This window comes from Trichococcus sp. TS_SC_9 (genome assembly GCF_056156325.1).
In genome coordinates this window covers 2,181,989-2,194,989 of the sequence record NZ_CM149591.1, presented here as the reverse complement: position 1 = coordinate 2,194,989, position 13,001 = coordinate 2,181,989, and the positions used below count along the sequence as shown (strand labels likewise).

Sequence of the window (13,001 nt, the reverse complement as noted above, 5' to 3'; positions counted from 1 at the left end):
GTTACTATGTTTTTAATGATTGTCTGTTTTCATTATTCTTCTTTGAGCAAAAAAAGTAAATGCTTTCGGCAGCTATTGGCATGCCGTTGCAGGTTTTCTTTTTGTTTGCGCATTTGTTGAAACATAATTTCAGGATTCAAATCGACAAATGGTATAATTGGCATAAATAAAAGATAAAACGGGGATGATATTTCTGAACATAATCAGCAGGATGAACCAAAGCCACTTTTTTTCGAACTCGGAGAACAGCATCATCCGTTTTCTGCTTGAAAACCCGGATGACATCAAAAACGCCACAACCAAGGAACTTGCCGCGAAAACCTTCACGAGCCCATCAACGATCGTGCGGCTTGCCCAAAAATTGGGCTTTCAAGGCTACAATGATTTCAAGATAGAATTCTTGGCCGCTGTCCAACAGCTAGACAGCCCCTTGATTTCGATAGATGCCAATTTTCCGTTCAAAAAGGCAGATGGCATCACCGAAATTTCCTCAAATCTGTCCCAGCTTTTCGTGGATGCGGTCAAGGAAACCAATTCCCTGATGGATGAAGATAAATACAATCAAGCCATAGATCTGCTCGACCAAGCGACCTTCATCGACATTTATGGCGTCGGCTCAAACCAGCACTTGGCCTATAATTTCACACTCGATATGCGGCGCATCAACAAGGAAGTCACGACATCCACTAGCCAGCAGGAGCAGCTCATCAAGGCCGCCACCTCGAGCAAAGACCGGGTCGCTTTGATCATTTCCTACACAGGCGAAACCAAAGACATCCTTGAAATCTGCCAACTGCTGAATGCTACGGAGACGCCGATGATCTGCATCTCCAGTGTCGGAAACAACAGCATCAGCGATTTGTGCGACATCACCTTGAACATCGTCACATGGGAAAAAATGTTCTCGAAAATCAGCACCTTCTCTTCCAGCGTGTCCACTCTGCTGGTGTTGGATATTCTGTATGCCGCCCTGTTCGCGCGAAACTATGATAAGAATAAGGAACGCTTGCTTCAGATAAAAGCGAACACCACCGGTTTCCGATCCAAAATCCAGCCTCTGATAGAGGATGTTTAGCTTCAATAATTTTCTTATTCCTTCCGGTATTTAGAGTAAAAATTTAAATAAAAGGAGTGTTTTGATTATGATGCAAGGAAACAAAAATGCTTTTCCGAAGGATTTCCTGTGGGGCAGTGCTTCGGCAGCTTATCAAGTGGAGGGCGCGTGGGACGCGGACGGCAAAGGCCCATCGATCTGGGATGAATTTGTGAAAGTGCCCGGCACCACCTACAAAAACACGAACGGTGACGTTGCGGTCGACCATTACCATCATCTCGAGGAAGATGTCCGTTTGATGGCGGAAATGGGTCTGAAAACCTATCGTTTCTCGATCGCCTGGGCACGTATTTTCCCGACTTCAATGGATGAGGTGAACCAGAAGGGCTTGGATTTTTACCATAAGCTGATCGATCTGTGCCTGGAAAACAACGTCGAGCCGATGGTGACGATCTACCACTGGGATCTGCCGCTGTTCCTGCAGGAAAAATATCGCGGCTGGGAAAACCGGGAAATCATTGCCGACTTCAAGAAATACGCAGTGACTTTGTTCGAGGCATATGGCAGCAAAGTGAAGTACTGGATTACGATAAACGAGCAGAACATCTTCACGCGGATGGGCTGGATGACGGCGCAGCACCCGCCGAAAATGAGCGGCGAAGAAAAACTCTATTACCAAGTCAACCATAACGTGTTCCTAGCTCATGCCGAAGCCGTGCTCGCCTTCCAGGATCTGGTTCCGGACGGCATGATCGGCGCAAGCTTCGCCCTGCATCCAAGCTACGCCATCGATTGCAAGCCGGAAAACGTCGTCGCCAAGATGGATTACGACGATCTGAAAAACTATTGGTGGATGGATGTTTACGCTTACGGGCGCTATCCGAAAGCGGCCATGAAATACCTCCAGACAAAAGGCGTTGCGCCTGAATTTGAAGCGGGCGATGCTGAGTTGTTGGCGGAAGCAGCCAAACACGTCGACTTCATGGGAGTCAACTATTACCGGAGCGATACGGTCGAATACAACCCATTGGATGGGGTCGACAGCAGCGGTGTGTTCAACACTACCGGCGAAAAAGGCTCGATGACTGTCCCGGGCATCCCTGGCTTGTATAAGAATCCGCTGAATCCTAATCTGCCGACGACAGACTGGGATTGGACCATCGACCCGATCGGCATCCGTGTCGGTTGCCGCGACATCACCAGCCGCTACGACTTGCCAATCGTCATTTCTGAAAACGGACTCGGCGCTTTCGACACGCTCGAAGCGGACGGCAGCATCCATGATCCCTACCGGATTGCCTATCTTTCGGAACACCTCAAGGAGATCAAACTGGCGATCGAAGAAGGCTCGGAAGTGCTCGCCTACTGCACCTGGTCGTTCACCGATCTGCTCAGTTGGCTGAACGGCTACCAAAAACGCTACGGCTTCGTCTATGTCGATCAGTACGAAGAAGCCGTCGAACCTTCACTCAAGCGCTACAAGAAAGACAGCTATCACTGGTACAAGGATGTCATCGCCAGTGACGGAAAAGCGTTGTTCGATTAAGCTTAATGAAGAAAGCATGAATGCGTAAGGAATCCCCTGGCCGAGCTGCTATTAATGAGCCCTACCGGGGATTTTTGCGGTTGTGACATTGTATTGGTTCACTTTTCAGAGCAAGCGCAGTTGATTACCCCGCCAAAACAACCCCATTTACAATGCAGTCCATATATCAGAAACTTTATTTGAAATCTCCTCTTACAAAAACAGTCAAAATTTGGTATAATATGTATACAACGTGTAGTTATGACAAACGTAAGTCCTGTTGTCATATATCTGCGCGCTTTTTTGTTGCTTTTGGAAAAGATATGGAGGATTAAATGTACAAAGTAAATGATTTGATAGTATATGGAAACGAAGGGGTCTGCAGAATCGAAGCGATCGAAGTTATGAATGTCACTGCTGTCGCAACTGATCGTCTATATTATGTTTTGAAGCCACTGTATCGTAACGGCAAAGTATTCACACCAGTTGATACGAAAGTGTTTATGCGTCCCGTTATTTCGGCTGATGACGCGCAAGAAATAATCGAACAGATTCCGTCTATCGAAACGGATATCCTATACAGCAGCGCAAATCTGCTTTCCGAACATTATGATAAAGCCATGGAACGTCATGATTGCAAATATCTGATCCAAGTGATCAAAACGGTCTACCTTAAGAACCAGATCGCAGCGACAAAAAATAAAAAGGTCTCAGAAACCGACAGACGGTACATGAAAAAAGCCGAAGAAATGCTTTACGGCGAATTCGCTGTCGTATTGGAGATGCCCAAAAATGAAGTGAAAGCTTACGTCGAAGAAAAAGTTGCGGCAATTGAATTAACCTTAAGCAAATAAAACACATTAAACAAAAAACAGAAATCCACTGATTCGGATTTCTGTTTTTTTGTGTTCTTGCATTCGTCTCTAATACAAGCACGTTCCCTACTCCACTTGTTTTTCCCAAAATCGGACCGCCTCATCAATCCAGCCTTCCGCCTTCGTGCCGGTACCGAGTCCGAATCCATGCCCCAAGCCTGCGATCACTTTGAACGCAACCGGGATTTCTAAAGCATTCATCCTCTACGCTCTTCTGCGCATGATTTCCGGATCGGCGATATAGTCGTTCTCGCCAACGATGCTGAAAGTGGGTGCATCATTTTCTGAATATCCCGAATGCCCGGTATAGTCCATGACGACAGCGCGTGGCCTGATTCCCGAATTCCCTCCGTATGCTTTTGCACCATATTGGCGACTACAAGGGCGCCGGCTGAACTGCCCCAGAGCGAATAGTTTTATTTATCGACACCTAACTCATCCGCATGTTCTTCGATGAAATCAATGGCCGCAGCCATGTCTTCGCTGGCTTTCCGGTTCCCCAGACGGTAGCGGAGCACAAACGCATGATAACCATGGTCAGCGATTTTCATTGCATAAGGAAAGCCTTCATGCACGGATCCTATGTAAGCGAAACCGCCTCCGGGAGCAATCACCGCATAAGGCGAGCCGGCTCTACCAGGAAAGCAGAACAAGCCGGTCTGCCTTTTCTCAGGACCCTTGGCTTTCGCCTCTTCCGAATAAATATCATAAAATATAGTTCCACCGGCATTGGAAGCGTCAATCATCCGATTCGGCGCTTGAACGACAGTCTCCACATCCACATGGCTGTGGTAAGGCAACAACCTGGCAATCCTTGAAAGCAGCAGATCAAGATCCATTCTGTCATTCCACGGCAGCAGCAGATGTCCGCACCCCCGAAGGCACAAACTTTCTGTTTTTCCAATGTGTACTATTAATTTAATCTACAGTTCAACAGAAACCTTAAGCAAAAGTATCTGCTTCCGCTTTAGCCGCAACAGCCTTATTAGCGTGTCCGGTTTGATAGCTGTTCGCAAACACGCGCTTGCCGAGCTGTGCTGCCAGACACACAATTCCGATGATCGCACTTGCGATTCCTGCGAAAAGGAAGGCTTGGTTACCAAAGGAAATGCCCAACCAGCTTAATACCATCGGAGAAATGATACCCCCGAGCGAATTCATGAATGTGAAGATTGACATCGCGATTGCCAATTCAAACGGTCTAACGACTACTGATACATAATACGGAATGGTCGACATGATCATGACCATAGCCAAGCCTGATAAGATCGCACCCAGGAGCATGATGAAGACACTATCAAAGAGAAGCACCAGAATGAATGTGGAAGCCAAGAACAAAAAGCCGATACCTAATATTTTGTCTTTCACCGCGCGATTGATGTATTTCAGATTCATCCCCGCCAGGAATCCTCCAACAGTACCCACCGCGTTGATGATGCCGGTCGTGCTCGTTCCGCCTATCCCTTTGCCACTGACTACAATTGATAAATTGGTTGGGTAAACAGTGTAGATGAAGGACATTACAAAAGCAAGAATCGAAATCAGAAAGACATATTTATTCAGGTTACCCATTGTTTGCATCAGGTTCATTTTCTTCCCGCCATGTCCAGCGGTAAAATCTTTCTCGATTTTGTCGAGCGGCAAAAACAGCATGACCAGGAAGAAAATCAAGATTGTGATCAGGAAAATGTAATAAGTGTTGCTCCAGTTTTGACTACCCAGAAATCCGCCTCCCATCATCAAGATGATTGCCCCTAAGGAAGTCACCGCGGCTCCCATACCCATCAAATTGGCTCTTTCTTCCCCTTCAAAATAGATGGACAACAGCATCGGATTGATCGTGGCGATGAAACCGAGGCCGATCCCCATGATCAATGAACATACCAACAGCGTATTGATGCTCCCATGAAAGACAATCGGCAACAAACCGCCTAGGCTTACCGCAAAGATACCCAGTAATGCCAAGATTTTCTTGGGAATCTTTGTAGCCAAAACACCTATAAATAACGTCGTAATCAGAGCTCCTAAACTAGGAATCGTAGCGATCATCTGAATTTTTGAGATCGGCTCCCCCGGAAATGCTGCGATTATCGCGCTGAAAGCACTTGTTATCACCAATCCGCTCATGCTCAAAATAGACATACATAAAATACCGATTTTCACTTTATTGCTTACCATTTTTTTCTTCCTCTCTTTTTAAGCTTTCCTCTTGTCCATTGCATTCTCACAAATTTGTCATAACGGTTCCATGGAAATCCACAACGTATTCACCCGACATCAGTTCTGCTTCAATCAGATCACCCATATTGTTGATCTTTTCGGCCGAATCCAAATTTCTGGAGGTAGCCGGCACTTGGACGAACGCTTTCGATCCTTCAGGAACCGTAACATGCAGTTGCCCATCCGCGAGCTCGATTCTGATTGTGCCCTGGGCGGAATCGTAGGCCAGTTCATAGGATTCCAACCCGCTGTTTTGCATCGGCCGGACATAAAATTCCTTGTATCCAGGCTCTTTTACTTCCAGTCCGGCAATTTTGCGGACCATCCAATCCCCTACGGAGCCAAACGCGTAGTGATTGAAGGAAAAATCCATCACGTCCCCATTAGGCTGGATTCCTGCCCATGACTCCCAGATCGTCGTCGCGCCATTGTTCACTTCATAAAACCAGGACGGACACTGTTCCTGATAGAACACTTTTTTCGCCAATTCCTCCTGACCGTTTTCACACAGCACATCCAAAAGATGCGGAACGGAAAGGAAGCCTGTATCCAAACGATTCCCGTTTGCCTCAATCAGCGTCACCAAACGGTTGATCAGCGCCTCGGATTCCTGAGGGATCATGTCAAAAGCCAACGCGATGACATAGCAGCCCTGAAAATCGCTGGTCAGGCGTCCGTTTTCGAAGAATCTATTGCGGAAGGCTTCTTTGACATCCTTGGCGTATTCGGCATATCCTTCAGCTTCCTCAACCTTCCCGAGTAGCTGTGCGATTTCAGCCAGTTTCTCGCTGGAATTCGCCAAAAAAGCGGTTGCAAAAACGTCTTTGGTGACTACAGATGTTGCGATTGGGCCTTTCGACTGCTCACCCATCATGTAACTCGGGAACATCCAGTCGCCGAAATGGAAAACCGTATCCCAAATGAATTTGTCGGGGCCTTCTTTATCGCCTGCCGCGCTTGCTTTGCAGTGCTCATGCCACTTCTGCATCGCCGGATAGGTTTCGGAAAGAACCTCGACTTTGCCGTAGCGCTCATACAATGTCCAAGGAACCAAGATGATTGCATCCCCCCAACCGGCCGAGGAATAGGCGCCAGTCATGCTCGGGTTATCAAGAAAATCCCGCGGCGCCGGTGAATAATCGACAACCTCGCCGTTAGGCAATTGATCAGCCATCACATTTTCCAACCATCTGCGCGTGAAATCATAAATGTCCATGAAGAACGTAGCAGTCGGCGCAAAAACTTGAAGATCCCCGGTCCAGCCCACCCGCTCACGCTGCGGACAGTCGGTCGGGACAGAAAGCATGTTGCCTTTTTGACTCCAATGGATGTTGTCGATCAAACGATTAACTTTTTCGTTGCTTGTCTTGAAGGATCCTGTCGTTTTCATGTCCGAATACAGGACGTAGGCTTTCACCATTTCCGCCTTCAACACGGGCAACCCACTGATTTTGGCATACCGAAAACCGTGGAAGGTAAAATCAGGTTCCAGCACTTCTTCCTGTCCCCGCCCGACAAAGATATCTTTTTGGTCTTTGTTTCTGCCAAGGATGTTGTTGAAGAATTTGCCTTCCTTGCTCAGCACTTCGCTGTGTTCGACGGAAATTTCTTGGCCTTCATCCAGGAACGCCGAAAGTTCGATCCGGCCGGCAATAACCTGTCCAAAATCGACGATCCAGCTTTCCGCTTCCTGCCAAATCTTCAACGGCTGAAGGGTTTCCTTTCTTTTGACGAGCGGTCCGATCTGTTCAGTCAGATTCTCGTATCCAAAGTCGGCCACAGTCACCCTGTCCATGCCTTCCGTACTAAAAGACGTTTCCCACTCAGCGTCGGCCACCCGCAGATCCTGCTTTTCCCCGATGAAGATATCGCTGTACATGTATTTGTCCGTGCTGGAGAAGAAATCCTCATCCGTGACGATGATTTCAGTGGTGCCGTCCGCAAATGATACGATCAGTTCTCCCAAAATACCCAACTTGTTTCCGAACTGAGCACTGGCTCCGTTGACGCTGATCCGCCCCGCATACCAGCCATCCGCGACTACGACCGACCAGACATTTTCTTCAGCCAACAGCGCGGTAACATCGTATTCTTGATACATTAGCACCTTGGAATACGAAGTATTGTCCGGAGTGAACAGCGCATCGGTGACATCCTGTCCGTTGATTTTTGCACGGTAAACGCCGTGTGCCGTCATCACTAATTTAGCGCTTACAATTTCTTCATCCGCATTAAGTTGAAACACTTTCTTCAAGCATTGGCTCGGCAATAACCGATCCTCGACAGGTTCCTGCACTATTTTTTCACCGGAGAACATTTGCTGCAGTGTAAAAACCGGCTCCTCTCTTGTTTCCTGTTGCACAGGTTCAATCCATTTCGCTTTCCATTCTCTTTTCATAGGCGGTTCCTTTCCCGATCTCTTTTTTTTACATATCCAAAGTAAAAATATCACACCCACACATTTGATATTTACTATACGATGATGTTATCATGTTGGTGGTAGCGGTAATAATGCTGAGAAACTATATAAACATGCGATTAATTTACATAAGGAGATGCAGGATGCGGTATAAATCCATTGATGACCAACTGATTGAAATTGGCGACAAATCCCACAATATTTGGGCGAATGGCGAAATTTCCATTGAGAATCAACTGAAAGATGTGCTAAAAAACGACAACCAAGAAATCTTTACGGTGAGCCACAAAAATGATGCGGTCACACCCGAGCACAAACATACGTTTTATGAAATCATGTATGTTTATAAAGGATCCATCCTGAACATCACCCAGAGCAAAAAGATCTATATGTCGGAAGGCGATTTCTGCATCATGAACCTCTCGAGCACCCATTCCCTTCAGGTCCTTGATGAGAGCGCGATTTTGGTCAATATCTGCATACGCAAGGAAAGTTTCACTAACGGCCATTTACGTTCTTTTTATGAAAACGACAACCTCATCAGTCTGTTCTTCCGTGAAAAAAGCGAGGAGGATTACCTCTATTTCCCGAAACGGATCAAGTCGGATGTCAATCTGACGATTTCCGAAATTCTGTCCTATTCCGACAGCGATTTGCCCACCAATAATTTCCGACTCGCCGGGAGCGTCCTGTTGCTTTTGGCGGAATTGCTCGACCGGGAAGCCTACAGTTATCATGGAATTGATGAAAAAGCGTTTGAGATCCTCACTTATATCAGCAAAAATTATCAGCATACTTCCTTGGAGGACATCGCGGACAAATTCAACTATAACAAAACTTATCTGTCCCGCTACATCAAGCAGCACGTCGGGAAACAACTGACCACTCTGATCACCGAACAAAAAATGGATCAGGCTTCAAAACTTCTGCTGACAACACAAGTGCCCGTCAGCACGATAGCCGAGGATCTGGGCTACCAAAGCCTGAGTCATTTTCATAAAGTATTCAAAAGTTGGTTTGAAATGACGCCCAATGAATACCGGAATAATTCGCATAAATGAGCGTAGCGATTGAATAAATAAAAAAAAACGAAATAATTATCACTTAACGGTTTACCCGCTATGAATAAGCATTTCGCTTTTTTATTAGGATATTAAGATAATGCTGTTTTTATACGTTCATTTTTCTTTCCGCTAACCATTTTATTATCTTAGGATCGGCATGCGAAAAGAATTGGCTTTCATCGTCATCCAAAGTCGCAATTTACGCTTTGTCTTCATCTGTTAAGGCGAAGTCGAATACATCCAGGTTTTCAGCCATGCGTTCCGGTTTGGTCGATTTTGCCAGGACAACAATATCCTGCTCCACCAACCAGCGGGTAATGACTTGCGCCACTGATTTTTTGTATTTTTTCCCAATGAAGACCAGCACTTCATTGTTGAAGATGTCATTTTTGCCTTCAGCATACGCATTAAGCGTTCAATCAGAACCAGGGGTTATTGTTGTAAAGTATACAACTCACTTATCAGCCATCAATAAGCTATTTTTGTTTTTAGAACGTGTCATCTTTCTTGTAGCCAAAAAACCAAGTTAATGCGAAGGAAACACTAAACGCTACGAGATTGACAAGAATATAATACGGCAATTGTTCATTTAAATATAACAATGTCCCAGGGATTCCGGTTAAGGCCATTCCGGTTGCGCGCAGATTCAATAGCGAAGCCAGGAATCCGCCCACACCACCGCCTATCATCGACATCACAAACGGTTTTACCAGTCGCAAGGTCACTCCGAAAACGGCCGGCTCAGTAATCCCCAACGCTGCCGGGAAAGCTGATGGGTAAGCAATTTGTTTAATTTTTGATGACGTTGTCTTGATCGCAACAGCCAAAACCGCACCAGCCTGTGCTATGTTCCCGCAAGTTCCGATAGGATTGAGCATGTTCCAGCCAGTTTGACTCAACATACTGATTTCCAGGAAATATTGGAGAACCCGAGCAGAGATTATGTAGCTTTCAGATTAGATTTTGAAAAGTGTTAAGACAAGCCTTATAAAAATAAAATGACATCGTTTCAGTATTAACCATAGTTACAATAAATAACAACATCATTCGATACCACATATGAAAATAACCTCCGCGGAGCATCACTGCTCGGTGGAGGTTATTTCAATTTTTATATTTTACGAATGGTGAGCGACGGCGGATTGATGGGATAACAAGCCAATTAATTCAACAACAACCGAAACTGAATACATCAAATTATCTAAGCACCAATTCCTTTATTTCCAGACCATTCGATCGAACGAAATGCAGCTTCAATTCAAAGACGCCCGTTTCCATCTGAATAGTTCGGTTGATTTGTTTTCCATCAATAATCTCCAGCGTACCCGCCTTTTCCTCATTGAAATACACATCAACAATCCCATCTCCATCGGCAATGATTTCCAAATCAGTAAAGTCACTGTCGCTCTGGACATACCGGAATAGCGCGTGATTATTGTCCTTGATATTTGTCAGTTTTTCGCCGTACTCCTGATCCACATCAATGAAAAGTCCTCCCTCTAGTTCGCAGGCCTGATAACCCATAATCTTCTCGCCTTTGGCAAACGGCGCACCGACACCTTGTGATGTCATTTTGACTTCCTTGATTTTCCCATCCAAACCGATGCTGATCGGTTCGATGCAAAGCCTTCTGTATTGCTGCACGCCTCTGCTACAGCGGTGGTAAAACACATACCACTGTCCGTTGAAATTCCCTATCGAACCATGATTATTCCAGCTAGCCGGATCACATTTATCGTTATCGATAATGATCCCCTGATATTCGAAAGGCCCTAACGGCGATTTGCTGGTGGAGTACCCGAGTGATGTCGGCTTTCCTCTTTCGATATTCGCATAAACCAAATAGTAGGTGTCGCCGATTTTCCGCATCGAGGATCCTTCGTGGAAATAATGCTGCTCCTCGGTCACCAGATCATCGACAATTTCTGCCCGGTTGAAGGAAACCATATCTTCGTTCAGCTTTACGCCATGCGAGTACAGCTGACCCCAGAAATAATAAGCCTGTCCGTCATCATCAATGAAAACTGCCGGGTCTATCCCGCCGCAAGGTAATTGAATCGGATTCAAAAAAGGTCCTGTTGGGCTGTCCGAGACAGCTACCCCTTCGCTATCATCCGGCATGCAGAAGTAGAGATAATATTTCCCGTCTTTGTGGATGGCATCAGGCGCAAAAAGCAACGGCGGCCGTACTGCGTCTGAAACACTTTCGAATTTTTCCTTTTCAGCCGAATGATCTGCGCTCTCAAGCATTTTCTTTATGAATGGAGTCGGATTGCTCCAATCGATCCCGGGGTACTTAGGAGCATCCGGATTGTTGAACCAAGGGATGTCCTCCCCCAGCAAAGCCGTATCGTGGATCGTCCAATGCTGCAGATCAGCGGTCGAGACGACATGGTATTCTTCGCTGCAAAAAACATCGTCCCTGTTGTCAAAACTTCCGTAAATATACAATTTACCGTCAGGCATCACATGCGCTTCGCTGTCAGGGACATGAAATGTCACAGGCAGGATCGGATTCCTGGTGTTGTTGTGTGTTTGCATCTTTTCTTAACCCCTTTTCTATTGCTGCTACTGGTTTAATGAATGAAATAAATGATTTTCCTTACGCGGCTAATCTATCTAAATCATTTCACAAGCTCATTGTAACCGCATTCCCGAATCATTTCACTGGACCATAAGGACCAATTATATTTGCTTATCCGGACATCCTGCAGTAGAATACATGAAAAAGATACTTTGGAGGTAGTGGATGCGCAAAGAGTTAAATCAAACAGAAGTTTATTTGAAAGAACAATTTATACAGTTTGGCTCTGATTCTGATACTGATACTGTTACTGAAATCCTCCGTCTTGTTCAAAATGGAAACAAGGATAAAGAACCTTTAAAAAATTTAGCTCAAATCATGACTCAAGATCGATTGCGCGCTGAAGATTTCTTCGAAGAAGATGAAGCAGTCGCAATCTATCAGCACATCAGATATCTACCTAAAAAAATGCACAGCCATGATTTTTTTGAATTGATTTATGTCTATTCCGGCAATGCCACGAACATCATCGGTACAGAAACATCCCAAATGAATGAAGGCGATATATGCATTCTGTCACCGGATACCCCTCACGCTCTCACAACTTTTTCCGATGACACCATCATCTATAACATATTGATCCGGAATGAAGCATTCGAGAACGAATTTATGAATGTAGTATCCAACAATGACAGTATCCTTTCAAAATTCTTCGGCATTTCTTTGATCAAAAATATAAGTTCCTATATTTATTTCGACACAAACAATGATCAAAATTTGAAACAGTTTATGGACTATGTCATCTCTGAATACCAGCTGAACAGAAAATATAGAAGCGAAATGATCACAAACTTATTGAATGGTTTCTTCATTATTCTGCTCAGAAATCACGAAGATCACTCCTATAATTCTCAGATCATGACGGATTCGAAGAACGATCAAATTCTGGAAATCATCAGATACATCCAAAATAATTACTCAAACCTGTCCTTAAAAGCAGTCGCGACACAATTTTCCTACAGTGAACGGCATATTTCCAGAATCATTAAGCACTATTCAAGTTATTCCTTCAGCGAATTTTTGATGGATATCAAACTCAGCAAGGCCAAATCCTTGATCCATAATTCAACCATGCCGATCGAGGATATCGCTGCCTTCGTAGGCTATGCGGACCTCAGTAATTTTTATCGCCTCTTCAAAAAGAAATACAGTTGCACACCGGCATCACTGCGCCGCCGCAACTGAAAACAAACGCAAAATAACCTCTCATGACTAAATGTCATTTGAGGTTATTTGGATTGTTGCTTTAATGCGCTGCAT

Annotated in this window: 11 protein-coding genes and 1 pseudogene; 5 read left to right on the top strand and 7 right to left on the bottom strand. The window is 45.2% G+C overall.

From position 1 onward, the window contains the following. The first annotated feature begins 184 nt into the window (after positions 1-184). From AC0J5I_RS10505 to AC0J5I_RS10495, 3 genes are all read left to right on the top strand, one after another. The gene (locus AC0J5I_RS10505; protein WP_475299764.1) at positions 185-1,075 is read left to right on the top strand and encodes a MurR/RpiR family transcriptional regulator; all 891 of its coding nucleotides are present in this window, start codon (positions 185-187) and stop codon (positions 1,073-1,075) included. 67 nt (positions 1,076-1,142) lie between these two features. After that, a complete protein-coding gene (locus tag AC0J5I_RS10500) occupies positions 1,143-2,600 on the top strand; it encodes a glycoside hydrolase family 1 protein (RefSeq protein WP_475299763.1) in 1,458 nt (485 codons plus the stop codon). Between the two features lie 314 nt (positions 2,601-2,914). Continuing rightward, the gene (locus AC0J5I_RS10495; protein ID WP_475299762.1) at positions 2,915-3,433 is read left to right on the top strand and encodes a CarD family transcriptional regulator; all 519 of its coding nucleotides are present in this window, start codon (positions 2,915-2,917) and stop codon (positions 3,431-3,433) included. Positions 3,434-3,520: 87 nt separating this feature from the next. On the opposite strand, the gene AC0J5I_RS10490 is transcribed toward AC0J5I_RS10495, so the two are convergent. The 4 genes from AC0J5I_RS10490 to AC0J5I_RS10475 form a co-directional block, all read right to left on the bottom strand. Further along, a complete protein-coding gene (locus AC0J5I_RS10490; protein ID WP_475299761.1) occupies positions 3,521-3,655 on the bottom strand; it encodes a hypothetical protein in 135 nt (44 codons plus the stop codon). Positions 3,656-3,870: 215 nt separating this feature from the next. Next, the gene (locus AC0J5I_RS10485) at positions 3,871-4,293 is read right to left on the bottom strand and encodes an alpha/beta hydrolase (RefSeq protein WP_475299760.1); all 423 of its coding nucleotides are present in this window, start codon (positions 4,291-4,293) and stop codon (positions 3,871-3,873) included. Positions 4,294-4,396: 103 nt separating this feature from the next. Next, positions 4,397-5,632 carry an MFS transporter gene (locus AC0J5I_RS10480; protein ID WP_475299759.1) on the bottom strand — a complete coding sequence of 412 codons (1,236 nt, stop codon included), beginning with the start codon at positions 5,630-5,632 and terminating at the stop codon, positions 4,397-4,399. 46 nt (positions 5,633-5,678) lie between these two features. Continuing rightward, a complete protein-coding gene (locus AC0J5I_RS10475) occupies positions 5,679-8,072 on the bottom strand; it encodes an alpha-L-rhamnosidase (protein WP_475299758.1) in 2,394 nt (797 codons plus the stop codon). Between the two features lie 164 nt (positions 8,073-8,236). Between AC0J5I_RS10475 and AC0J5I_RS10470 the strand changes: the two genes are divergently transcribed. Next, the gene (locus AC0J5I_RS10470) at positions 8,237-9,154 is read left to right on the top strand and encodes an AraC family transcriptional regulator (RefSeq protein WP_475299757.1); all 918 of its coding nucleotides are present in this window, start codon (positions 8,237-8,239) and stop codon (positions 9,152-9,154) included. Between the two features lie 109 nt (positions 9,155-9,263). Here AC0J5I_RS10470 and AC0J5I_RS10465 read toward each other — a convergent pair. The 3 genes and pseudogenes from AC0J5I_RS10465 to AC0J5I_RS10455 all read right to left on the bottom strand — a co-directional run. Continuing rightward, positions 9,264-9,560 (bottom strand): annotated as a pseudogene (locus tag AC0J5I_RS10465) (aldo/keto reductase); the annotation flags it as partial. Positions 9,561-9,645: 85 nt separating this feature from the next. Then, positions 9,646-10,059: a PTS transporter subunit EIIC gene (locus AC0J5I_RS10460; protein ID WP_475299756.1), complete on the bottom strand. Its 414-nt coding sequence runs from the start codon at positions 10,057-10,059 to the stop codon at positions 9,646-9,648. Positions 10,060-10,354: 295 nt separating this feature from the next. Then, complete coding sequence (locus AC0J5I_RS10455; RefSeq protein WP_475299755.1) at positions 10,355-11,698, bottom strand: family 43 glycosylhydrolase; 1,344 nt, start codon at positions 11,696-11,698, stop codon at positions 10,355-10,357. A 208-nt stretch (positions 11,699-11,906) separates the two neighbouring features. Between AC0J5I_RS10455 and AC0J5I_RS10450 the strand changes: the two genes are divergently transcribed. Continuing rightward, positions 11,907-12,926, top strand: coding sequence for an AraC family transcriptional regulator (locus AC0J5I_RS10450; RefSeq protein WP_475299754.1), 1,020 nt, complete (start codon positions 11,907-11,909; stop codon positions 12,924-12,926). Positions 12,927-13,001 lie beyond the last annotated feature (75 nt).